The sequence below is a fragment of the Shewanella sp. KT0246 genome (assembly GCF_019654955.1).
GTDB classification, from domain to species: domain Bacteria; phylum Pseudomonadota; class Gammaproteobacteria; order Enterobacterales; family Shewanellaceae; genus Shewanella; species Shewanella goraebulensis.
Genome location: NZ_BPEV01000020.1, coordinates 42,051 through 66,430 on the forward strand (window position 1 = coordinate 42,051; position 24,380 = coordinate 66,430).

At 41.3% G+C, this 24,380-nt stretch carries 16 protein-coding genes; 6 read left to right on the plus strand and 10 right to left on the minus strand.

Features of this window, described 5'->3' with window-relative positions; all coding sequences use genetic code 11:
• Positions 1-228 precede the first annotated feature (228 nt).
• The 3 genes from K5Q58_RS11585 to yjgA form a co-directional block, all read right to left on the minus strand.
• Positions 229-627: a hypothetical protein gene (locus tag K5Q58_RS11585; RefSeq protein ID WP_220754089.1), complete on the minus strand. Its 399-nt coding sequence runs from the start codon at positions 625-627 to the stop codon at positions 229-231.
• A gap of 193 nt (positions 628-820) precedes the next feature.
• Complete coding sequence (locus tag K5Q58_RS11590; protein WP_259651326.1) at positions 821-3,355, minus strand: Ig-like domain-containing protein; 2,535 nt, start codon at positions 3,353-3,355, stop codon at positions 821-823.
• Positions 3,356-3,380: 25 nt separating this feature from the next.
• On the minus strand, positions 3,381-3,920 hold the full coding sequence (gene yjgA, locus K5Q58_RS11595) for a ribosome biogenesis factor YjgA (protein WP_220754091.1): 540 nt from the start codon (positions 3,918-3,920) through the stop codon (positions 3,381-3,383).
• Between the two features lie 248 nt (positions 3,921-4,168).
• Here yjgA and pmbA point away from each other — a divergent pair, with 248 nt between their 5' ends.
• Positions 4,169-5,512 carry a metalloprotease PmbA gene (gene pmbA, locus K5Q58_RS11600; protein ID WP_220754092.1) on the plus strand — a complete coding sequence of 448 codons (1,344 nt, stop codon included), beginning with the start codon at positions 4,169-4,171 and terminating at the stop codon, positions 5,510-5,512.
• Positions 5,513-5,689: 177 nt separating this feature from the next.
• Positions 5,690-7,054, plus strand: coding sequence for a hypothetical protein (locus K5Q58_RS11605; RefSeq protein ID WP_220754093.1), 1,365 nt, complete (start codon positions 5,690-5,692; stop codon positions 7,052-7,054).
• Between the two features lie 124 nt (positions 7,055-7,178).
• Here the strand turns inward: K5Q58_RS11605 and K5Q58_RS11610 are convergent, their stop codons facing one another.
• Positions 7,179-8,621 carry a methyl-accepting chemotaxis protein gene (locus K5Q58_RS11610; RefSeq protein ID WP_220754094.1) on the minus strand — a complete coding sequence of 481 codons (1,443 nt, stop codon included), beginning with the start codon at positions 8,619-8,621 and terminating at the stop codon, positions 7,179-7,181.
• Between the two features lie 191 nt (positions 8,622-8,812).
• Positions 8,813-9,832 (minus strand): hypothetical protein, encoded by a 1,020-nt coding sequence (locus tag K5Q58_RS11615; RefSeq protein ID WP_220754095.1) that lies wholly within the window; start codon positions 9,830-9,832, stop codon positions 8,813-8,815.
• 243 nt (positions 9,833-10,075) lie between these two features.
• Between K5Q58_RS11615 and K5Q58_RS11620 the strand changes: the two genes are divergently transcribed.
• Both K5Q58_RS11620 and K5Q58_RS11625 read left to right on the plus strand, forming a co-directional pair.
• Positions 10,076-11,635: a S10 family peptidase gene (locus tag K5Q58_RS11620; protein WP_220754096.1), complete on the plus strand. Its 1,560-nt coding sequence runs from the start codon at positions 10,076-10,078 to the stop codon at positions 11,633-11,635.
• A 166-nt stretch (positions 11,636-11,801) separates the two neighbouring features.
• Positions 11,802-13,982, plus strand: coding sequence for an ExeM/NucH family extracellular endonuclease (locus K5Q58_RS11625; protein WP_220754097.1), 2,181 nt, complete (start codon positions 11,802-11,804; stop codon positions 13,980-13,982).
• Between the two features lie 71 nt (positions 13,983-14,053).
• Here the strand turns inward: K5Q58_RS11625 and K5Q58_RS11630 are convergent, their stop codons facing one another.
• Entirely contained in the window at positions 14,054-15,172 is a 1,119-nt protein-coding gene (locus K5Q58_RS11630) for a PepSY domain-containing protein (RefSeq protein ID WP_220754098.1), read from the minus strand.
• Positions 15,173-15,233: 61 nt separating this feature from the next.
• Positions 15,234-17,381, minus strand: coding sequence for a TonB-dependent siderophore receptor (locus tag K5Q58_RS11635; protein WP_220754099.1), 2,148 nt, complete (start codon positions 17,379-17,381; stop codon positions 15,234-15,236).
• 342 nt (positions 17,382-17,723) lie between these two features.
• Here K5Q58_RS11635 and K5Q58_RS11640 point away from each other — a divergent pair, with 342 nt between their 5' ends.
• On the plus strand, positions 17,724-18,878 hold the full coding sequence (locus tag K5Q58_RS11640) for a DUF1624 domain-containing protein (protein WP_374758500.1): 1,155 nt from the start codon (positions 17,724-17,726) through the stop codon (positions 18,876-18,878).
• Between the two features lie 64 nt (positions 18,879-18,942).
• Here K5Q58_RS11640 and K5Q58_RS11645 read toward each other — a convergent pair whose 3' ends face one another.
• Positions 18,943-20,046: a phosphoribosylaminoimidazolesuccinocarboxamide synthase gene (locus K5Q58_RS11645; protein ID WP_220754100.1), complete on the minus strand. Its 1,104-nt coding sequence runs from the start codon at positions 20,044-20,046 to the stop codon at positions 18,943-18,945.
• Between the two features lie 245 nt (positions 20,047-20,291).
• Between K5Q58_RS11645 and K5Q58_RS11650 the strand changes: the two genes are divergently transcribed.
• Positions 20,292-21,242: a DMT family transporter gene (locus tag K5Q58_RS11650; protein WP_220754101.1), complete on the plus strand. Its 951-nt coding sequence runs from the start codon at positions 20,292-20,294 to the stop codon at positions 21,240-21,242.
• On the opposite strand, the gene K5Q58_RS11655 is transcribed toward K5Q58_RS11650, so the two are convergent.
• Positions 21,239-22,327, minus strand: coding sequence for a lipid A deacylase LpxR family protein (locus K5Q58_RS11655; protein WP_220754102.1), 1,089 nt, complete (start codon positions 22,325-22,327; stop codon positions 21,239-21,241). The two genes, K5Q58_RS11650 and K5Q58_RS11655, sit on opposite strands and share 4 nt — an antisense overlap.
• Before the next feature lie 127 nt (positions 22,328-22,454).
• Positions 22,455-24,281, minus strand: a complete 1,827-nt coding sequence (locus K5Q58_RS11660) for a DEAD/DEAH box helicase (protein WP_220754103.1) — start codon at positions 24,279-24,281, stop codon at positions 22,455-22,457.
• Between the last annotated feature and the right edge of the window lie 99 nt (positions 24,282-24,380).

Sequence of the window (24,380 nt, forward strand, 5' to 3'; positions counted from 1 at the left end):
TATCTCGTATAACTAAATAACTCATGAAGCAATTGCCGAGCCAACTAGAATGGCTGCAGTTAAGCGGTTTTGCTAGCTTAAACTCACGTAGCAATCACTGCAGTTGCTCATTGGCACCAAACTAGTGCAAACCTTGGGTAAAAACTAGGTTTTAGGTACTTGAGATCAAGCCATAGAAATGGCTTGAAATAGGCTAGGGCTCGTTTTCTACGATGTAGTGGTCACCTTTTAGAAGTAAAGGTTTTCCATTGGTTTGTTATTGACGAACATTTCACATTTATCGCCAGTGCTTGATTTGGAAGATTGGATAATCCCAGCTACAGCACCGAATGCTCCACCTTGATCACCTAATACAGAGCCAAAGTAACATTTGCCTTCAATCTTAAGGTCACCATATTTACTCTTTAAGTTTTGAGTTGGTGTATATGGAGGGAAACGGCCTTTCATTAATGGATCGCCATTAACAGAAAGCTCAATTTTGTTTTTATCGGTATCGTAAATCCCAGAAAATACCAGTGTTTGACCGTCATATTCAACGGTTTTGTTTTGAGCGATAATAGGTTTTGATGCACAAGCTGTCAGTAAAGCGCAGCCTGCAAGAGTGGCTAAAATAGCGGAAAAACGCATGTAAAGATCCTTTTAAGCGAGTAGATTTAAATTGAATACTTAAATCGTAAGAAAACGAACCCTGTCTTCTTAAATCGTGAGCGAGTATATCTTAGTGAACTGATTTTTCAACAAACAAATAAAAAGCTCGCCGAAGCGAGCTTTAAAATGAACCAAATTAATATCTACTATTTGAATTCGATAATGTTGTTACTTATTGAACTGTGACACTGATATCTGAGTTCGTTATTAATCCTGCAGGGGTTGTCACTGTGAAGGTGATGATATCTTCACCAACTTCATCGGCAGCTGTATAAATAAACTTAGTTGCCACCTGATCACAGGCGTGGGTTAAGTCCCCATCAGAGTATGTGAAGCAAGTAGCGTTTGGCACGGTATAACCATTAAAGTTAACTGCGCCGTTAATGGCTGCGATAGTTAGCGTAGAACCTGCTGGCATAACTTGTCGTGCACTATCATATAGTTCAATTAATACCGTGGTCATTTCTTCTGGTGCTAATGTTAGGCTAGTTAATAATCCACCATCAATATCTGTTGGAATGATACTCGCAACTGAGCCAGCCATGGTGAGTACTGTAGCTGAGCGGATATAGGTTTTATTCGCTTGGTCTTCACCGCACTGACTACCTTCACATTGTGGGCCATTAAACTTGCCATCAGGACCTGAGTAACTGCTATTACCTTGTGCACTGAAGAATGGTTTACCTGGAACGTAGGCTCCTATTTCATCATCATCTCTATAGGCATCGCCTATGTCGCTGAAGCCACCTTGATGATAGGTTTCTCTATCCATGCCGTTACCGGTACAGGCAATTGCATTATCAGCACTGTCTAGGCATGCATTTAAAATCACACCGCCGTCGGCATCATCAAATATGTTGTTACCATTGGTATCGAAGAAGGTTTCATGACCTAATGCATAGGCTAGTACCGTCACGCGATGATCAGTCGGGCGAGGATCAGCAGATGTCCAAATCACTGAGCATGTTCCGTTTACAGTTGAACAAGATGGTTGTATTTGGCCGCCTTCAGTCGTGAAATTTACCGTTGTGTCATCAGGTGCGGGGTTACCAAAACTGTCAGAGGCAAACACTGTCATTGTCACTTCAGTGCCATCAATACTTCCTGCTTCAGGATTAAATAATGATGGTGAGAGGCTAAAGCCTAGTTGTTGTGGCAAACCAGTATTCACAGTTAACTGTTCTGACTGGGTAGTAATTGTATCGCCAGAGTCTGAGTCTGTTGCAGAGGCAAGCACTCGAACAGGAGTTGGAATGGTGCCAGATTGAACTGTCACTGTGACTAGGCCTTCAGAATTACTGGTAGCTTCGCTGGTGGTTTCACCATTGGCGAAACTCAAGCCGCCAACGATAGTATCTAAGCTAAAGTTTACTGCTTGCTGAGCCGCTGGTTGGCCACTGGCACTGCTAACTAAAAAGGTCACCAATGATGTTTCTGTTGACCCTGTTCCGCCTGCGCCTTTAATGCGAATTTGCGTTGGTTCTGCAGAAATAAAGCTTAAGCTGCCTAATGTTTGACGTTCTAAAGAGAAATCAAACGTGGCACTGAATGTTTCACTACCAACGACAGCGGATGCCACGATTTGCTCACTACGCAAACTATTACCACTACAACTAGTATCTTGATACGTCGAACGTGCTTGGCCCGCTGATGACGTCACTGGTGAGTCAATGCTGGCATCAGCATTAACAACACAATCGGAAGTGAATGAAACACTCGTTGGTGTTTGTAGTGGGGTGAAACTTCCATCATCAGCTTCGACGATGATATCAGCAATAACGCCAAAGCTAGCACCTGCTCCAATAACGTATTCACCATCAGTGTTTGCAACTAAGGTTGAACCAAGTTCATTTTCATGGAAAGTGTTGTCACTGTCGATATAACCAAATTTGAGTGTGCCATCAGGGATGACTTCATCACTGGCTAATACTTGATATGCACTAGTGCCCGTAATCGTTGTTCCATTATAGTCAGTGCTGGTCACTAAAGTGTATGCACCAAGATCGCTACTAGTTGCGGTATAACTTACCGTCGCAATACCGTCTGCAGAAGTCAGCGCAGTATTTGGCGATAAGCTTGCATTACCTGCTTGGAAAGTAACTAGCTGATCCGCAATTGGCTGGTTGGTGCCATCAAGGACATTGGCAGTCAGCAGTACAGGCTGGTCGATTTTGAAACTGGTAACAGTTTGACCTGATTGAGTAATACTGGCAGTCACTGAGATTGAGTCAGGAGTGGGGATGGTATTGCTATCTTCAAATTGATAGTTTTTGCTGGCACTGACACTATCTGTATCAGCATCGTCAGGATTGTATGTCACCGTTAGGGTGCCTGCGCCAACCGCACTGTCCGTTGAGCTGATGAAGACGCTGGCAAGGCCATCACTGTCAGTTAATTTACTGTCAGCACTGGCGTTGCCAAAATCAGGAACAAAATTGACAATGGCGCCGCTAACATTACTATTTGATAGCTTTAGCTGAGCAACAGCACAAAAGCTTTCGTTAATATCAAATGTCAGTGAGTCTGTATCAGCATCACATTGACCATCAACAACGGTTTGATAGCTGACGCTGATACTATAACTACCATCTTCGCCTCCACCATTGTCATTGTCATCAGACGGGCCATTACAACCAGTAAGTAACCCGAGTAAACCAAGTGAAGCTATTGATAAAGGCAGTGCGTATTTTATTTTTTTTAGTAGCATCAGCAACATCCTTGTAAATGTAGTTTTAGTCGGCTAAACCCGCGCGTAAATATTTAAATAATTCTTTATGAGATTTTGACTCAGTATCAGGACTTTTTGCCAATTCTTTGGTGGCCTGGCGAATAAGTTGACGTAGTTTTTGACGTTCAAATGCCGGATTGTCAGCTAATAGTGCTTCCACTTCTTCATTTGGATTTTCAAGTAAACGCGCACGAAGTTTTTCAATAATCTGAACTTGAGCAGTTTCATTATTGTTTTTATTCAGCACATTATTCAGGGCTGTAATAATCGGTTCGTGTTCAAAACCACGCATCAGTTTACCAATATACTGAAGGTGGCGACGGTACGCCTCAGTTTTAGGTTTAATGCTCTTTGTTTTTAGTACAGCATCATACAAGAATTCATCTAAGCCAATTTTGTCTAGCTGTGACTTACTCAACGCAATTAGGCGCATGCCTAGTTCTTGCGCATCTTCGCTTTCTTTTTTGAATTCTGTTCTGCTGACGTAATCATCGTCATTGTCATATGGCTGGTGGAAGTGATCTGAATCGCCGACAATTTTCATAGTAAATAACCTCTAATAAATATCGGCGAATAATAACACTTCAGAGGCTATTGCGGCCACTGAATATACGTTAAGTCGACGATTTACTTTAAAACTAATTCACATGCATTAAGTGATAATTCAACATGATACCTATAGGTTAGTTTATTTAAGCCTATTTGTGCGCCTAAATCCTTGTTTTGATGGTTATCAATACAGTTTTGAATTTGATATGCTAGGCGCAACAATGGAAACTAAAGAGTAAGTTTGTGTCTACCCAAAATATTGATACTGAATTAGCGGCGTTAAAAAATGCCGTTGCTGTAGCATTAGAACATGCAAAAAAACTAGGCACGAGCGCTGCTGAAGTCGCCATTAGTAAACAACAAGGATTATCGGTTTCAACCCGTGAAAAAGAAGTTGAAACCGTTGAATTTAATAAAGACGGCGCATTAGGCATTACCGTATATCGTGACGGTTGCAAAGGTAGCTCATCAACGTCAGATTTGAGCCCTGAAGCAATTGCTGTTGCAGTAAAAGCTGCTGATGACATTGCAAAATATACGTCGTCAGATCCTTTTAGTGGTTTAGCGGATAAAGAGCTGATGGCCCAAACCATTCGTGATTTAGACTTATATCACCCGCAAGATGTTACTCCAGATGAGTTAGCTCAATTAGCTATCCGTGCTGAAGAAGCGAGTTTATCGGTTGATAAGCGTGTGCAGCACTCAGATGGTGCGACCGCGAATGCTCACACTGCAGCCAAAGTTTACGGTAACAGCCACGGCTTTTTAAACGGTTATTGCAGCTCACGTTACAGCTTAAGTTGTGTTGTGATTGGCGAAGAAGCTGATGGCAACATGCAACGCGATTATGATTATACGATTGCGCGTAAATATAATGAGTTAATGACGCCTGAATCAGTTGGATTATTAGCGGCAAATAAGACTTTAAATCGTCTTGACGCTCGTAAAATTCCAACTTCGAATTTACCGGTTTTGTTTTCGCCTGAAATTGCTACAGGTTTGATTGGTCACTTGATTGGCGCAATTAGCGGTAGCAGTTTGTATCGTAAATCGAGCTTTTTACAAGATTCAATCAATACTCAACTCTTTCCTGATTGGTTCAGCATTGAAGAAGACCCGCATCTTATCGGCGCACTGGCAAGTGCAAACTACGACAGTGAAGGCGTTGCGACTCAGCAGCGTCAAATCATTGATCGTGGCCAACTAGAAACTTATCTACTAACCAGTTATTCGGCTCGTAAGCTTGAACTACCGAATACCGGTCATGCTGGTGGTATTTATAACTGGACCTTAAGCAATACAGGGCAAACCTTTGACGAGTTAGTTAAAGAGATGGGTACTGGCCTTATTGTTACAGAAGTTATGGGTCAAGGCGTGAATATGGTCACGGGTGATTATTCTCGTGGCGCTGCAGGTTTTTACGTTGAAAATGGCGTGATCCAGTATCCAGTTGAAGAAATCACCATAGCAGGTAATTTAAAAGACATGTTTATGGGGATCCAAGGGGTCGCTAAAGATCAAGACTTGCGCTCTTCAATTCGTACCGGTGGTATTTTACTGAGTGAAATGAAAATCGCGGGTAGTTAATTCCTTCGGTATTTTTATCGTCAAAAGCACTGCACTGGCAGTGCTTTTTTGTATCCATATTTTGTCATTGTTAAGTCTTTACGCTGGATTTCTTATCTTTACACTTATTTACAGTCACTTACATCCCTGCTTTGTCCTATCTCTTGAGAATGTAATTAAATAGTTAACGGAGTAGATATGTTTAATAAAAATGTGTTCAGCTTGATGATATTTTGCGCAGGAAGTGTAGCTCTTGTTGGATGCGACTCAAGTGATGACAGTGACGAGAGCTCAGATAGTTCGGCCTATATTCAGTATTATAATGCCTCAGCCAATAGTACTGCCACATCCCTTGTTTTAGACGACTATGAGTACAGTGATATTGAGTTTGGGGATTCAATGCCACGTTATGGCTACGACACTGGTAGCGTCGAGATGGAGATTTATGGTCAGGACGAAAATGAAGACACAGTGACGATTTATAGTGAGGATATGAGCTTCAGTAGTGAAGAAAATCATTTATTTGTGCTCTATGGCGACTACCAGTCACCTGAGTTATTAGATATCAGCTACGATCGCAGTGACATGGATGATATGAATGATGATGACGATGAAGATTACAGCAAAATGCAGGTGTTGGTTGCTAATGTGACGTCTGAAGACATGGCGTATGATGCCTATATTTCGCTTGATAGCGATGAATATCAAGACGCCACTATGCTGGGCAGCATCGATTATCGTGGTTACACCACCGAGTTAATGTTAGACACCGACGAGTATGTTATTTACTTGACTGAGCAAGGTACTGATAATGTGGTGTATACCACTAACAGTATGAGCTTAACCACCGAAACTGTTTATAAATTTGTACTTCGTAATAGCTTTGGTTCTGGGGATTTAAAGATTACCTTAGACAGCGTTGATTCTACTTCTACACCAGTGTCATATACCAATATTGACTCAACAGCTGACTTTAGAGTCTTTAACGGCCTTGAAGACATCACCTTAGATGTGGATGTGGACAGTAAATTAGAATCTCATTACCTTCACGATATTACACCGTTTACTGTGAGTGATTTCCAACAAACGGGCTTTAATGACTACGGGGTGACGGTGACAAACGCCGAAAGTTCTGAGGTTATTCTAGACAATGTGCTAGTGACCTTTAATCAGGACGATATTCGAACTTTGTTGTTATACCAAGATGACAGCGTTAAAGGGATGGTTATTGAGCATGATATGCGCCCAAGAGCTTACGAATACAATGTTGATATCGTTAATTTATCGCAAGATTACGATGACTTAACCGTTTACTTTGTTAATAGTTCTGAAACCATTGAGTCCGCAGAATATACCATTGAAGATATCGATTTTGCAGAGCAAGAAAGCCTCGTCATGCCACAAGATGATTATGAAATTAATGTGGTTTATGAGTCTGATAACGGCACTCAAACCTTGCTTTACCAATCTGAATTAATCAGCTTTGACGGTGATACCAATTACAGCTTTGTATTAACTAAAGATAGCCAAAGTCAGTTTGGTTACACCCTTCATCAGCTATAAACTTGCTGGCAATCGTTGTAGCGAGAATGATTAATGAATTAGCGGATAATACCTATTAGCTAAGTTCAAAGACAAAAATGCCGATAATCATTATCGGCATTTTATTGGTTTTTTATCAGCGTCTCTATTTGGCGGTTTGGTAGTTACTTAAAATTCGGCCTAAATTAGCTGAAGCTTCAGATAAATCAACTACACCATTTGAAGATTGATTAGCAAGATCACGGATAGTATTCGACTTAACCCTAATTTCTGTTAGCTCTTTGGCAATGTCATTGGCCACAGCGCTTTGCTCTTCTGATGATGTTGATATGTGGAAACTCATGTCCATGATTGAGCGAGAAGACTCAGCAATGGCGTTAACATCAGTACCAATATTGGTGATAAGGTCGCTACTGCTTTGTGCTTGCTTAACAGTATCTTGCGTAATGCTATCGATGTTTTGAGTTTCAGACTGGAGTTGCTCAATCATAGTCTGAATTTCAACTGTCGCAGATTGAGTTCGGCTGGCAAGAGTACGTACTTCATCGGCAACTACGGCAAATCCACGACCCATTTCACCTGCTCTTGCAGCTTCAATAGCGGCGTTTAATGCCAGCAAGTTTGTTTGCTCAGAAATGGCATTAATGGTGGTGATAACTTCATTAATTTTGGTGGCATTTTCTTTTAAGCTACCAACCGAATCTGAAGTTTTTTCGATGTAAGTCGATAACTGCTGAATTTCTTCAATAGCACGTTTTACACGGTTGTAGCTTTGCTTAGTGTATTCAGAGTCTTGCTCAACCTGTTGCGTGGTATTTTTAGCTATATTGGATACTTCTAAAGATGAAGCTGTCATTTCTTCCATAGCCGTAGCAACAGAGTCCAATGAAATATATTGTTGATCGATTTGTTCTGCGCTTTGCTGAGTCTCATCGGCAAATGAGCTTGATGTAGTGTGTAAGGTGTCGGCACTCTTTTTAACAGTGACAACCAACTCGGTTAATGTATCCATTGCTTGATCTAATGCGCAGCCAATGGTGCCAAATTCATCACGACCTGGGTGAAAACCTAAGCGAGAAGTTAAGTCACCTTTACCGATTTTAGCAGTGGTGTCCCAAAGCACCCATAATGCACCACCAATAAAGGTCGCATTCCAGTAGATCACTAATGCAAAAGGCAGTACCCATAAAAAAGACAGTAATAAACTATATAATGCCGCTTGTTTGGCATCACTTTCAACGTTACGAACTGATTCAGTTAATGAAAAGTATTGTCCATTTGCTTGAACTACCGCTGTAACGTTATTGCCATTACGATCGCTTTGTTGGTTAAAATCAGATACAGATAACCCTGCAGCACTCGCTTGCTCAAGTTGTCCAGTTGCTTCAAGCGTATTGACCGTAGCAGTCACCTTTTCAGTGAGCACTGTCATTGAGCTTTGCTCTATTTGATTTATGCTGTTGAAGTAACTGTTAATCGAGATACAGCTAACAATCAGTAAAAATAGTCCAAATATCGTCCAGAACTTGTCGTTAATAGACATTTTGATAAACAGCTTATCAATATTACGAAATTCAACTTGTTTCATATTGCCGATGCTTCAGTGATGGAAATTAATCGAATTTTAGAGCAGGTAAACAGGATTTGATACGATTTTTTGACAAATTCCGTGCTTTTTTAATGCTTTTGTTACATGGGAGGTAAGCAGACAATACGAGCAAATTTGAGCTTATTGTATTACATGGTAAACAAGCTCATTTGTAGTGTTTGATATTGCTATTAATTCATCGCTTTACTTAAAAACCGCTTAAAGGCATTTTCAAAGGCGATGACTAAATCTGGTGTTTCTTCCTGAGTCAGAATGTGCAGCATCCCCGCATACGAAATAGCTTGATGGGCATAACAAATAACCTCAGCGAGCTGCCAAGCTTGTATCAGCTCATCGCGTGAGCCATATTTGCTCCATCGGGATAAATACGCATCAATAACATATTGCTTATCTTCGCTATCATCCATTCTAAATAAATAGGTACCGTCGATAAAAGGGTGGCTAATGCAGCCATCGCTCCAATCAAAAAAAACAAACCCTTTGTCCCTTTGATTATCGCCATAATTAAGCTCTTGGTGGCGAGCGCTCGCAGGAGCAATATTTTCTATATGTAAGTCACTGTGAACCAATGTATTGGGTATCTTAAATGCTGATAAGGCGGCAATTGCTGTGATTAGGTGGTTAATGACGTGGTTTAGGTTTTCCGCCGACAGGTTAAGCTCTTGCGGTAATCGAGACGTTATTGCTTCATTTTGAAATGTGCTTCTAAGTTGCTTAGGAATAGCTGTGATATCGCGGCGGATACAACCAGCACTTTCTAACTCATTAATATAATTAACAGATGATATCTGCAGGTCTGCAAAAGCGGCGAATGGCTTTGCCCAATCGCTCAAGGGCACAGTATCAACAAATGCTTCACCAAAACTTGCTGTTAGCATCCATTGTTGGCTGGCATCAAATGCGATGACCTCAGCACTATATTGTGGAAAGAGTTCGTATAACTTGGCGCACAGACTGGCTTCGTTTGAGAATAAAGGCAGGAAAGCCGTAGCTTTAAAAAATACATCGCCAGAATAAGTTGTCTGCCTTAAAACATAGCCTAGGGTCCAACCTTTAACTTGTTGCAGTTCCCCAATTAAGCGGAAGTGCTTTTTATTGAGTTCATACTCTGTCCAATGTTTAGCATTTTGTGGCCAATTGGGTTGTTGCCAGCTTTGTACTTTTGTACTTAAGGTGCCGTTATAATTCATGAATGGTTCTTCCCTAACCCTTTCCTTTGTAAGTGTATTTTTCACAAGATCATTTTATAAAAATGTGAATGTACGTTTGCTTACGATTAATGTTCTATCTAAAACATTCTTTAAATCAATATTTTACTATTATTTGTTAACGTGTTGCAGTACTTAGGATAACACTTTGATTGCACTATTAGACATTTGGACATTTAATATACCCACACAAGTACCCAAGATTGATAAAAAATGAGAACAGGTATGAAGGCTATTACTCTTGCAGCAACGCTGCTTTGCATTTCTCCAATGCTAATTTCAGCAACGGCATATGCCGAAAATACAGCTAAAAACAAATCGAATTCAGCATCGATAGCAGAATACAGCCGTAAAATTGCCGTTGATCAAACCGTTGTCACGGAACATAAAACCAAAGTCAATGGTAATAGCTTTTCCTATACCGCCACTGTGGGAACTCAGCCAGTTTGGAATGACAATGGCGATGCTGTAGCAACCCTTAGTTATACCTATTATCAACGTGAAAATGTCCGCAGCACTGCTAAAAGACCGTTATTGATCTCATTTAATGGTGGACCAGGTTCTGCTTCAGTATGGATGGATATTGGTTATACAGGCCCAAGAGCAATCAATGTGGATGATGAAGGTTATCCGTTGCAGCCATACGGGGTTAAAGCGAATCCTCATTCAATTTTGGATATTGCTGATATTGTTTATGTAAACCCAGTTAATACTGGTTATTCAAGAGTGTTGCCAAATGCTGATGGCGAGATGCCAAGTAAAGATAAGCAACAAGAGATGTTTTTCGGTGTTAACGCCGACATAAAATACCTTGCTGAGTGGCTTAATACTTTTGTGACCCGCAACGAACGCTGGCGCTCACCTAAATATTTAATTGGTGAAAGTTACGGTACTACACGAGTCTCTGGCTTAGCATTAGAGCTACAAAACCGCCAGTGGATGTACCTTAATGGTGTAGTACTTGTGTCACCGACGGATATCGGTATTGAACGTAAAGGTCCTGTTAAGTCTGCTAACCGCTTACCGTACTTTGCAGCAGCGGCTTGGTTTCACAAGGCATTAGCTGATGATTTACAACAGACTGATTTAACCGAGTTCTTACCTGAAGTTGAAGCCTTCACGATTAATGAATATATTCCAGCATTGGCGATGGGCGGCTTTATTGCACCGGATCATAAACAGAAAATTGCAGAAAAAGTGGCTCACTTCTCAGGTTTGAGCGTCGATGCGGTACTTAAGTCAAACCTTGATGTATCAACGCGATTTTTTTGGAAAGAGTTATTGCGTGAACGTGGGCAAACTATTGGCCGTTTAGACTCTCGTTATCTTGGTATTGATAAACAAGATGTCGGCGATAGCCCTGATTACAATGCAGAGTTAACCTCATGGTTACATTCATTCACGCCTGCGATTAATGCATACATGCGTGAAGAACTCAATTATAAAACTGACATCAAGTATTACATGTTGGGTAATGTGCACCCTTGGGATCGCACGAACAATAAAACTGGTGAAAACCTACGTCAGGCAATGGCACAAAATCCCTATTTAAATGTCATGGTACAAGCGGGTTATTATGACGGTGCAACTAATTACTTTGATGCTAAATACAGCATGTGGCAATTGGATCCAAGTAGCAAAATGAAAGACCGCTTAAGCTTTAAAGGTTACCGTAGTGGCCATATGATGTACTTGCGTTCAGAAGATCTAAAGCAATCGAATCAAGATTTACGTGAGTTTATTGAAGCGACGATGCCAAAAGAAAATGAGGCTGCAAAATATTAATTGCTAACGTCTGTTATTAGAATTCAGTAATAATTCAATAGTAATTGAATGATAAATTATAAAGGAGCTTCGGCTCCTTTTTAATGTATTGGCTTAATGAATTAGTGCTTAAAAATTCTGTTAATAAATTGCTTCAATGTGCATAAAAATAAAATTGGAATGAAAAATGAGAGTGAGCATATTATCAGTAATGTCGTTGGCTACTATTCTGGTTGTGCCGATGCAGGTACTAGCCAAAGTTGTTACAACAAATGCGCCAACTGCGGGGAAGGTTTTGTGTGAAGGCAAAACCATTACGCCGATTTATGAGATCCAAGGAGCAGGTTCTACTAGTCCATTAGGTGCTGAGGGTGGCAATGAATCCATACATGAAGTAACCACCACAGGGGTGGTTACAGCTCGAGCCGATAGGTTGTATAAAGGTTTCTTTATCCAAGACCCACAAGGAGACGGCTCACCTTTGACATCTGATGGTATTTTTGTGCATTGGGGAGACTCAGCACCAGCAAAAATCGTCCCAGGGATGGAAATCTGTGTCACAGGTAAAGTACAAGAGTATTCAGGCTTTACTCAAATCAATATTGAACAGCAGCAAAAATTTACACTCGGCAACCATCTAGGTGAGCTTGCTGCCACGCCTTTACAGGTTCAAGAAGGCCAAAGTTTAGTGCAAGCTCTTGAGCGACTTGAAGGCATGAAAGTTGTGTTAACAACAGCGAGCGAAATGAAAGTTACGCGTTCATTTAGCCTCGATTATGACTCATACCGTAATAACATGGTGTTGTCACATCAAGCGCCATTGATTAAAGCTACTCAGGTTTATTCACCGTTATCCACCGACGCAATCGCATTGCATAGTGCCAATATAGCGAATCAGCTTGTTGTTGAATCTGATTATAAAGCTGAGCATGGCGAAGTGCCGTATTTTCCAAACTTTAATGCCGATAATGGTTATATTCGTATTGGTGATACCTTGACCAATATTGAGGGTGTTATTGGCTATAGCTATGATAAATATCGCTTTATGCCAATCAATGAGATTGGCGCCAGCGATTTTGTTCGTAATAACGACCGCAGCGTGGAGCCAGCGATCACTAATCAAGGTGACTTGCGTGTAGCCAGTTTTAATGTGCTGAATTTCTTTAATAGTGAATTTGGCGGTGATCCTAATCCATTAGGTCACAATCGAGGTGCAAAGATTGAGTCAGAAATGCTGTTGCAGCGAACAAAAATCGTTAATGCAATGGCGGCAATGAATGCAGACATTATTGGCATAATGGAAGTTGAAAATAATGGCTTTGGTGAGTTAAGTGCCATCCAGAACTTAGTTGAGGCACTTAATGCAAAGCTGCCAGCTGAACTTGCTTATCAATTTGTTGAAGTCACTGACAATGGTGGCTTTGTTGGCTCAGATGCCATTGCTGTCGGTCTGTTATATAGACCCGAAGTTGTCACTTTAGACGGTATAGCAAAGGTTATTGTTACGCCTGAACAACACATCGAAGAGGGAGTGGTGACACGTATCAATGATGGCGTGAAGGAAACCAACCCTGCTTATCATAAATATCAACGTCACAGCTTAATGCAAGGCTTTTTGGTAAATGCTCAAAAACTGACAGTTGTGGTGAATCACTTTAAATCTAAAGGCTCAGGTTGCTTAGAGGACTGGTTAAGCTTTAATGAAGATTCTGAACCCGAGGACTTACAGGGCAAGTGTAATGCGTTTCGAGTCTCTGCCGCTAAGGTTATCGGTGAGTCGATAACAGACTTAGAAGGTGATGTGCTGGTTATAGGTGATTTGAATGCCTATGGCAAAGAAGATCCATTAGCAGTGCTAACAGATTATGATGCAAATCTTAACGAGCGTGTTATTAAAACTGCCTCACACACCCGCTTAAATGGACTTGCTCATGAGCCAAAAGGCATGGTGATTGATAAAGGGTTTGGACTGATTAATTTAAATGCTCAAGCACATGGCGCAGCGACGTACTCATATAGCTATAATGGTGAGCTAGGTAATTTAGATCATGCCTTAGGTAATAGTAGCTTAGCAGCACGTTTGGTGGCTATTGAAGATTGGCATATCAATTCAGTTGAATCTAACTTGTTCGAATACAGCAGTAAATATACTGGAGAGCTAGCTAAGTCTGACAATGTTTACTCTTCATCTGATCACGATCCAGTACTCATTGCCCTAGCATACCCTCAAGCGTCAGAGACTAAAGACGGTGAAATTAAAGAAAAAGCTGGTGGCAGTTTAGGTTATTTAGGCTTGTTACTTTTATTGGCCTTATGCCTTGGTCGCAAGTTTACGCTGCGAGTGAATCAACTTATCACTAATTACTAAATTACTAAATTACTAATTGCAATAAAGTAATAAAAAAGGAGCCTAAGGCTCCTTTTTTCGGGGGAATCGATTCAAGCCGCTGACTGGGAGTCTATGGCCACTCTGGTGCGTTTGGCTATGACTTTTTGTTGGCGACGACTCCAATATAAATACAGACCGGTGAAGCCTAAAATAACAGGCATTAGGCCTACAAAACACCAGATTATGCGAGTAATCAGCCCGCCAAAGTAACCAAAATGTAGTTTACGAAAGCTATCTAGAAATACCATCAGAAAGCCCGCATCACGTATATCTTGTTTTTGGACTAATTCACCACTGGTTTTATCAAAGCTGACAATACTTGAGTATTCGCTATTGAGAGGGTTGTTGGTCTCTACAGCACCATAGAAAGTAATATTTCGGTCAGGCTCATGGGGCATTGCAAGATACCCTGCTTGATAGGTGGGGATCTCTTTTGAGCTTTGTATTCTTAAGGTTTCAAACGAAATATCTGGGCTATGAAGTGGGGCGGTAATATAGACGTGTCCGCTGTCGCCATGCTCATTGATTTCATGCAATATGCCAGCGATATTCCAATAACCACCAGTGAACGCCATGATAAGTAAAATTGGCGAGCTTAAAATACCGATAAACTTATGGATATCACTAAATAAAATACGCCTCACAGCTTTGATGCGCATGGTGAATAATTTAGCCCAAAAGCGTCGATATAAAATAATGCCACTAATACCTAAAAACAGCATAATTAACGCTGCAGCAAAACCAACCCAAGCCCCTTTAACTTCAAGCAAAAACGTATAATGCAGCTCTAATAACCAATCGGTGATGTAATGTCCCATAGGTTGAGATTGAGACAATAGCTCTCCTGTGTACTGGTTAATGTAAATCTTTTCCCAATCTTCTGTACCGCGCTTTATTAAATAACCCGCATCAGAACGCTGCTTATCATCAAATAGTTCCCAACCTCCCAGTTCGTACTCTGGATTAGCATCGAGTGTGGTTTGCATCAGTGTATCTAGGCTGACACGTTCGGTTGTATTGTCTGCCTCAACCACCATGTGGGCAGGACGCAACAGGCTATCTATTTCGACTTTAAAAACCAAAATGCTGCCGGTTATTGAAATGATCAATAACGGCAGCATAGCAATTAGCGCTCCATAAGAGTGCCACTTAAATAATGTTTTTCTCATAATTGACTCTAATTAATACAAAAAGGCTTCTTGCCTTGAGACAAGAAGCCTTTAATGAAACTTAAAGTTTCCAGGTTAATGTTGCACTGTAATTTGCTGGAGCGCCATAAAAGCCTTGAGCCCAATACAAGCTGGTGATGTATTTTTCATCGGTTATATTGTTGGCGTTAACAGTTAATTGAATATCATCAGTAAATTGATATTTAGCCATTAAATCAACGATGGCATAGGCTTCTTGTTCAGTGATAATTTCTTGTCCTGCATTATCGAAACCATCTGCGACGATGCCTTGTTTACGAGAAGTATCATCTTGCCAGCGCATGTTTACACCAAAGAATAGCCCTTCGATATTTTGAAACTCGTAAGTTGCAGCTAGCTTTAATAGTTTTTCTGGAGTGTAATCAGCAACAACATCATCGCCTTTAATTTCAAAATCTGTGTAACCAATACTGGCTTGAAGGCCTGTGTAGAGCTCACCTGCAAATTCGATTTCAAAGCCTTTACTGTTAATTCCGTCAGCACCAACATAACGGTGTTGATCTGGTGGAAGCAAAATTGTAGATTCATCTAGTGTGGCTAAGTTAGTTTGTTCCACATCGAAATAAGCTAGGCTGGCTATCAGATTGCCATCAAATAACTCACTCTTGATCCCGATTTCTTTGCTTTCACCTGTGACCGGATCTAGCATCTGATCATTAATATCAAGCTCTTTTTGGGCTAAGAAGGTTTCTGTGTAACTGGCGTAAGCAATGACCTCAGGTCTAAAGCGATACACCATACCTAAGTAAGGAATAAACTCACTGGCATCAGTTTCTTGGTCAACACTGTAGGCTTCGCCGCTCGCTTCCCAAGTGTTATAACGCCCACCTGCAATTAAGTGCATATCTTCAAATAGGTTGAATCGACCAGTGAAGTAAGCGGCTTGTTGTTTGGTGCGAACATCACTGCCAGTTAACCCATCGTTAAATGTAGGCTTAGGTGTATTACCATCCCAATCATTTAAATCTGGCATAGCAGGGAAACCATTACCTGTGGTGTAGTCGTATAACGAAGTGTCGTTGTACGTTAATTCAGCATGGTTAATACCGACAACAAGTTGGTGATTGCGACCGAATAAATCAAAGTTACCATCAACATATAAGTCAGCTAAATCAGTGGTTTCATCTAGGTCATACTCACTGCCGTAACCCGTAAGGCCCAAGCCTGTGGTTTTATCTGGAGTGCCATAAACATAGAATAGTTCGGTATCTTCGTCAGTGACTTTATGAGAATAAGTTCCGCGTAAACGCCAGTCATCATTAAAGTAGTGGCTTATTTCAAATACGGTATTATTTTTTTCGACTTGCCAATTTGACCAATCAGCAGAAGTGTTGGTTGAGCGATCATAGTTGGTTGCACTTCCATCAGTATAATAAAGGGGTAAAGCGCCCCAGTTATTGCCTGTTGCATCGTTATCAATGTAGCTGTGGCTCAATGAGATAGTCGTGTTGTCAGTAATTTCAGCTTCGATAAACGCATATAAGACATTCTTATCTTGCTCGTAACGGTCAAGGTAAGAGTCTTGTTGGTGCTTAACGGCAACGGCGCGGGCTGACACTTTATCTGTAATGGCAATTGAGCCATCAAGTTCAAGACGGGCATTGTTATCACTGCCGTAAGTGCCTGATATTAATAATTGATCTTCGACGGTTGGACGTTTACGAATAAAATTAACTGTTGCCGATGGATTACCGACTCCCGTCATTAGTCCATTTGCACCACGAATAACTTCGATTCGGTCATAAATTGCGGTGTCTTCATCAGCATGGTTATTACCCGAGGTGAGCGGTAAACCAATACCATCGATTTGGAAATTGGTTACGTCAAAACCGCGTGCGGTATAATATGTTCTATCAGTTTCAATCCGTTCAACATTGATGCCTGTCGCGGTATCTAGCACAGAGTTGATATCGGTTAGCTGGAAGTCTTTCATTTGTGCTTCAGTGATCACCGAAACAGATTGAGGAATATCTGTAATCGCTAGATCGAGACGCGATGCGCCGCTTGCAGAGTGAGCATTATAGCCTTGGATGTAGCGACCTTTAACTTCAATGACTTCTAAGTTCGTAGTTTCATCAGGAGTATCTTTAACATCGTTTTCAGCCGCTGAAGCACACTGAATGACACTAAAAGCACATAATATGGACAAGTATATGGGACTAAGTTTCATAATTTCATCATCTTAACTGCTATGTAAGCCTAATGCTTACTATTAAAATTTGGTTGTTTTCTGGCTTGAGTTTTTTTCGCAACAGATGATAAATAAAAGTTAACCAAATATAAATGAAAATCATTATCATTTACATTTGGTGGGTTTTGTAAATTTTATGAAAATACTTTATTGAGATTGTGCTGTTGGTTTTGAGCTGTGGTCTTCAAAGAACATAAACAATCCAAGTTGATTGCTATAGTCCAAATGCTAAAGTCGAAATTTATTTGATTTTTTTATACATTCGGTATGACAAAACCTGTATAAACGTTCTGCATTAATGCCCCCAAAGAGAGCTTTTAAATGAACACTATGAGCCCGTCGGTGCTAAAAAAACGCATTGATAGTATCGATATTATGCGTGGTATCGTCATGTTGATTATGTTGTTAGATCATGTGAGGGAACGTTTCTTTTTCCATGAGCAGGTCAGCGATCCTATGATGCTAGACAGTACCAGTACGGGGCTGTTTTTAAGTCGCTTTGCGGCGCACTTTTGTGCGCCGACCTTTGTATTTTTAACGGGTGTTTCAGCATGGCTTTATAGTCATCCTCAACATGGCCCGCAGCGAAATGGGCGTGAATTCTTAATGAAACGCGGCCTATTTATCATCGCCCTAGAATGTACGGTCATTACCTTCCAGTGGATGGGTAATTACGACATGATTTGGTTACAGGTCATGTGGGCTATCGGTATTAGTATGCTAGCGCTAGCGGCATTAATAGGTTTGCCAAGAGTGTGGTTGGCAATTATTGGGTTAGTGATTGTATTTGGCCATAACGCATTGACGCCAATCAACTTTGAGCCAGGTGAGTGGGGCTATACGATTTGGGCAATACTGCATGATCGCGGTAATATTTTACCAAACGATTTTGTAGGTATTCGTGCAAGTTATCCGGTCTTGCCTTGGATTGGAGTGATTTTATTAGGCTATGTGATGGCGCCTATTTACAGCGCGAGTTTTGATGATGCTAAACGCCACAAAATTCTCATAGGGCTGGGTTTGGGGTGTTTTGCAATTTTTGCCATTTTACGTGGCTTTAATATTTATGGTGAAACCTTAGATTGGCAGCAAGGTGAAAGCTTATTGATGACATTAAAGTCGGTATTTAATGTGACTAAGTATCCACCGTCGTTAGCGTTTCTGTTGGTTACAATAGGTGGCACCTTATTGTGCTTACGTGCACTGGAAAAAGTCGACCCTAAGTACGGTAAAATATTATCGACCTTCGGTTCAGCACCGATGTTTTTCTATATTGTGCATTTATATCTATTGCTGTTTATGTATCAGTTCGCAATCAACGTTATAGGGCCTAACTATGGTGATTTATATGGCTTTACCCATATAGGTTGGGTATGGACGGTGACAGTGATTTTAGCGGTGTTACTGTACTTTCCAACTAAATGGTTTAGTCAGTATAAACACCAGAGCAAACAAGCTTGGATTAAATACTTATAAAACTCATTAGTACAAGACACAAAAAAGGCGCCTCGAGGCGCCTTTTTAGGATGTATTGTATTTGCTAATCGATTAAGTCGTAATTTTCACGTAAGACTTTAATGATATCAGCTTTAGGGTTTTCAGGAAGCTTAATGCTGCTACCTGTGACTTTTTCAGCAACACCAGTATAGGTACGAGATACATTCATCATCGCTTCTAGTGGTAAGTCGTTATCACGTGCTAAAGCTTCACGCTCAGGCATTCTGTCTTTATTTAATAATATGTCAGCATCGTCAAAATGGTTAAGTAAGAACTGACGGAAACCTTCTTTAGAATTTTCCACAATCTTGCCATCACGGTAAGCAGCGCCATCCCAAATACGTGACGAATCTGGTGTGCCAACTTCATCCATGTAAATCAGTTTTGAGTTACCGTCTTTGTCGTCCACATAACCAAATTCAAACTTAGTATCGACAAACATTTGATCGTGACTACTCAAAGCATCAGAAATAACCTTAAAGCCTTGTTTAAGAAGCTTTTCGTATAAGTCGATATCTGAAGCCTGCTCAAATCCAAATGCTTCAACATTCGCTTCTATGTCTGCGCGGCTAATATTAACATCATCTTGTTCTGGCACACCTGGGATTCCAGTTAAAATCCCTTTCGTTGAAGGCGTAATCAGTAGCTCAGGTAATTTTTGATCTTTCTTTAGCCCTTCAGGCAATGTTATTCCGCAAAACTCACGCTCACCTTTAGCGTATGCACGCCACATTGAGCCAGTTATATATTGACGACAAATTGCTTCAACTTTGATTGGACGCGCTTTTTGAACAATCCATACAAATGGGTGTGGGATATCTAAGATGTGGCTGTCAGCTAAGCCGTTTTCAGCAAAAAGCTTAAACCAATGGTTTGAAATCGCATTGAGTGCCGCGCCTTTACCGGGAATACCTTGCAGGTTACCTTCACCGTGGAAAATACAGTCAAACGCAGAGATACGGTCACTGATCACCATGATAGCCAGTGGCGTATCAGCAGGGACATCGTAGCCTTTGTCGCTAATAAGGCGACGGCTATCAGTATCTGTTAGCCAATAAACACTGCGGACTTTACCGCTATGAACCGGTTTATCGGTGCGGATAGGCAAATCATTGTTAATTGCGAGAACTGAATCAGCAAGACTCATGACCAGTGTTCCTTAGATGTTAGGTGTAGGGATTATCCATGATGGAGCAGGATATATAGCTATTTTAATGGCGGCTATTTTACCTTTATTAAGCAAGATTTCCATGGTTATCAGGCGGCTAAACTCTTAATCCTGTATAGCGAATACTGAAGACGATAAACCGCGTTTTTAGCGGTTTATTAGTCGGCTATATTCAGGCAGTATGTTGCAAAATATGAGTTCATTTCAGAAGAGTTGCCAATTTCGTGAGTCATACCCGTTTAGGACTAATCTTTGTTTCGGTTGCCGTTATTTTTTGGGGCATTTTACCCATAGCGCTTAAGCTATCAGGTGGGTTTATTGATCCGGTTTCGCTAACTTGGTTTCGGTTTCTAGTCGCTTTTATGGTGACGTATTTTTTACAGTGGCGCTTTGGTGCACTTAGGCAATTTGTAGATTTATCTCAAGGGGATTGGCTGCGGTTATCAACTGCGGGCATTCTGTTAATGTGTAATTACACCTCCTTTGTGTATTCATTGGATTATTTATCGCCGGGGACTGCACAACTTAATTTTCAAACCGCACCGTTTTATTTGGCATTTGGCGGCGCGTTATTTTTTAAAGAACGCTTAACAGCGTTGCAGTTAACTTGTTTTGCAACCTTGGCATTAGGGGTTTTATTGTTTTTCCATCCAAGCTTGGATGTATCGGCTTCCAATGCTAGTCAAATAGGCTTTGGCGTGTTAATCGTGCAATTTTCTGTATTATCTTGGACCAGTTATGCACTGCTGCAAAAGTCATTAATCACAAAATTATCGCCAAATAATGTGTTGTTATTTATTTATGGCTTAGGTGTTTTATTGATGGCGCCATTAAGTGACTTTAGCCAATTTAAGTCGATGACTAATCATCAATGGTTAGTCATCGTTTTCTGTGCCGCGAATACGCTTATAGCCTACGGATGTTTTGGGCAAGCGATGAAGTATTGGCCAACAGCACAAGTCAGTGCCATGTTAGCTCTGACGCCAGTGCTGAGTTTTACCGCTAATGCTGTGGTGGTTGAACTAGGATTATGGCCAAATATCTTTAGGGCTGACGCTATTGATATATGGTCGTTGTTGGGCATTATTTTAATTGTTGGTTCGGTATTTGTGGTTCAGATCTGGCCTTTGTACCAACAAAAACGCCTTAAAAGCAGCAAGGCGTTTGAAGATTAAAAGCGATAGTTAATGTTCACTGCCGCAAAATTCGCTTTGTTGGGTTGGTCGTGATATTGCTCAGTGCCACGAATAGCTGAAAAGCTTAATCCCCAGTTTTGCCAATTAAGCATAAAGCCCATGTTAATCATTGCTTGCTGGTGGGTTAACTCTGCTGAGTGGCTGTCTGTAAAGGTGTTGCCGTCGATAGTGATATCGTTAAATACATAACGGCCGTAGAAGGTAACAAATACCTGCCAACTTAGCTCATCTGCCGACTTAACAATGTAGCCATTATTGCTTCTTGATGCAGCCTGAGAAACAAAGGCGTAGCTATGAGAAAGAATATTCCCCAACCGAAATGTCATGCCAGCACCTACATCACTCATTAAATTACCTACACCAGCGTTACCGTGGAAAACAGTATCAAATTCAAGGTTGTCAGAAAGAGGTGTGTACGCTAATTGGTAAAGGCGCTGCGCTTCAACCTTAAACACAGGTTCGTTGCTCAATTGATTATCCCAGCCCATTGGCTCTTTAGCATCAATGATTTCGTGAACTTGTTTTTGAGTTTGCTCAGCAAAAGATGCCGGGCCCACTACTCCCAATGTGAGGCTTAAATTATCTGCCACACCATCACCATAGCTTCGTAATTTGGTGCCCCATAGTAAGGTTCCAGAATAGGGACGATCGGATTCAATCAATGCAGCTTGCTGTAAGTCATCCGGTGTATACATGCGCTGAGAAACGCTATAACTAATTTGATATTGTCTATTGCCGCCATGATTTAAATAACTATAGCCATATAAACCTTGCAGCCATTTAGGTAATACAAGCTCGTCAAAGTCATTGACGACAGCTTTGCCCCAGCTCCATTCTATGCCGTTACTATAGTCATCATCACTGGTGTTAATCAGTCCAAATGCATCATTCTCAAAGGTAAATTGAACCCAATCTCCATTTGAGGTACCTGCATGGAGCTGCTGGCTCTCTTTAGCTGCAGCACTTTTTGCTACGCCCTGTGCCAACGTTGGCGCAGAAAGCAATGTGATGATCAGCGAGATAGCACCAATAGAATATTGAAATAGAGGCTTATTTAGTAACATTAAATTAAAGCTTGTATTAATAGGTATCAAAATAGGCGAGAGATTATACAGCAATAGGCATAAAAAAATGGAGCCGAAGCTCCATTTTTAAATCAGTGACTCAACATAATGTTGATATTGTGATCGATTACTCGCTATCGCGAGGCTTACGTGGACGATCGCCGCGAGGACGGTCACCGCGTGGACGATCGCCGCGAGGTCTGTCACCACGAGGGCGGTCATTACGTGGACGGCGTGGACGGTCGCTTTGCTCAGGGAAAGCGGTATCGCTAGCTTCTTTAATGTTTAGAGGCTTGCCACATACACGTACTTTACGTAAATGAGTCAGAACATCTTTTGGCATACCGTCTGGTAAGTCAATTGAAGTTACTTGATCAAATAATTGAATTTGACCAATGAACTGGCTATCGATGTTTGCTTCGTTAGCAATAGCACCAACGATGTTACCTACACCAACACCATTATCACGACCTACTTCGATTACGTAGCGGCACATCTTAACATCTGGCTTATCTTTTAAGCCTTCAGCACTACCAAAGCTTGTTGGTTGTGGACGACCACCGCGTGAATCACGACGTGGACGCTCACGGCCATTGTCACGATCTCTGCTATCACGAGAATCACGTTGACGCTCTTGAATCGCAGGAAGTTGTAATGGACGCTCAGCTTGAACTTGTTGTAATAATGCCGCAGCAAGTAAATCTGTATCGATTTCTAGTTGTTGGCATAACTCAGCAACAGCGTTCTTCATGAAATCTAAGTCACCGTTAATGGTTTCTTGGATTTGCTCGCCTAAACGAGATAAACGACGCTCTGCAACAGTTTCAGGGCTTGGTACTTTCATTGGCGAAATGCGGCTTGAAGTCGCACGCTCAATGGTACGTAACATACGCATTTCGCGGTTTGTTACGAAAAGAATCGCCATACCTGTACGACCAGCACGACCTGTACGGCCAATACGGTGTACGTAAGCTTCTGAATCATATGGGATATCGTAGTTTACTACGTGTCCAATACGTTCAACGTCAAGACCACGGGCCGCAACGTCAGTAGCAATAAGGATATCTAGCTTGCCACGCTTAAGTTGCTCAACAGCACGCTCACGTGCTTGTTGGTTCATGTCACCATGTAATGGCGATGAAGCATAACCGCGGGCTTCTAGTTTCTCAGCTAATTCAACACAGCTGTTACGAGTACGAACGAAGATGATAATACCTTCAGTATTTTCAACTTCTAATACACGAACTAAAGCTTCAAGCTTGTTGTGTTGAGACACTTGAACAAAACGTTGGTCAATAGACTTAACAGTTGAGTTAGTGGTTGAGATGCTAATATGAACAGGATCTGATAAATGCTTGTTAGCAACGCGCTTAATTTGCTCTGGCATGGTCGCAGAGAAAAGTGCAAGTTGGCTGTTCTCAGGCTTATGTTCTAATACCCATTCGATATCGTCGATAAAGCCCATTTTTAACATTTCATCAGCTTCATCAAGCACTAATGCTTTTAATGAGTCTAACTTTAATGTACCGCGACGCATGTGGTCCATAACACGACCAGGCGTACCAACAACAACTTGTGGGCCACGACGTAGCGCACTTAATTGTTGATGCATGCTTTGACCACCGTAAATAGGTAGTACATGGAAGCCTTTCATGTGTTTAGCGTAGCTACCAAATGCTTCAGCAACCTGAACGGCAAGTTCACGAGTTGGTGCAAGCACTAGGATTTGAGGAGCGTTCAGCTTCTGGTCAACACTGTTTAGTAAAGGCAGTGCGAAAGCACCTGTTTTACCAGTACCAGTTTGAGCTTGACCTAAAATATCTTTACCAGCCATTAGGGGGTCGATACTTGCAGACTGAATTGGAGTTGGTTTTTCGTAACCTAGATCGTCAAGGGCACGAAGCAAATTCTCGGATAAACCAAGTTCGCGGAAAGTTCTTTCATCGGATGACATTGAGTTGTAGCCTTGTGGGTATGCACGAATATAGTGGCATTCGCGCTAAAGTTTCACAGACAGAAAATCAACCCCGTGTCGATTTCCCGCGTCAAAGGG

Excerpts from the sequence above, each read along its gene's own strand:
- K5Q58_RS11585 (WP_220754089.1), bottom strand. The coding sequence starts at position 627 with ATGCGTTTTTCCGCTATTTTAGCCACTCTTGCAGGCTGCGCTTTACTG.
- K5Q58_RS11590 (WP_259651326.1), bottom strand. The coding sequence starts at position 3,355 with ATGCTACTAAAAAAAATAAAATACGCACTGCCTTTATCAATAGCTTCA.
- yjgA (WP_220754091.1), bottom strand. The coding sequence starts at position 3,920 with ATGAAAATTGTCGGCGATTCAGATCACTTCCACCAGCCATATGACAAT.
- K5Q58_RS11605 (WP_220754093.1), top strand. The coding sequence starts at position 5,690 with ATGTTTAATAAAAATGTGTTCAGCTTGATGATATTTTGCGCAGGAAGT.
- K5Q58_RS11610 (WP_220754094.1), bottom strand. The coding sequence starts at position 8,621 with ATGAAACAAGTTGAATTTCGTAATATTGATAAGCTGTTTATCAAAATG.
- K5Q58_RS11615 (WP_220754095.1), bottom strand. The coding sequence starts at position 9,832 with ATGAATTATAACGGCACCTTAAGTACAAAAGTACAAAGCTGGCAACAA.
- K5Q58_RS11620 (WP_220754096.1), top strand. The coding sequence starts at position 10,076 with ATGAAGGCTATTACTCTTGCAGCAACGCTGCTTTGCATTTCTCCAATG.
- K5Q58_RS11625 (WP_220754097.1), top strand. The coding sequence starts at position 11,802 with ATGAGAGTGAGCATATTATCAGTAATGTCGTTGGCTACTATTCTGGTT.
- K5Q58_RS11630 (WP_220754098.1), bottom strand. The coding sequence starts at position 15,172 with ATGAGAAAAACATTATTTAAGTGGCACTCTTATGGAGCGCTAATTGCT.
- K5Q58_RS11635 (WP_220754099.1), bottom strand. The coding sequence starts at position 17,381 with ATGAAACTTAGTCCCATATACTTGTCCATATTATGTGCTTTTAGTGTC.
- K5Q58_RS11640 (WP_374758500.1), top strand. The coding sequence starts at position 17,724 with ATGAACACTATGAGCCCGTCGGTGCTAAAAAAACGCATTGATAGTATC.
- K5Q58_RS11645 (WP_220754100.1), bottom strand. The coding sequence starts at position 20,046 with ATGAGTCTTGCTGATTCAGTTCTCGCAATTAACAATGATTTGCCTATC.
- K5Q58_RS11655 (WP_220754102.1), bottom strand. The coding sequence starts at position 22,327 with ATGTTACTAAATAAGCCTCTATTTCAATATTCTATTGGTGCTATCTCG.
- K5Q58_RS11660 (WP_220754103.1), bottom strand. The coding sequence starts at position 24,281 with ATGTCATCCGATGAAAGAACTTTCCGCGAACTTGGTTTATCCGAGAAT.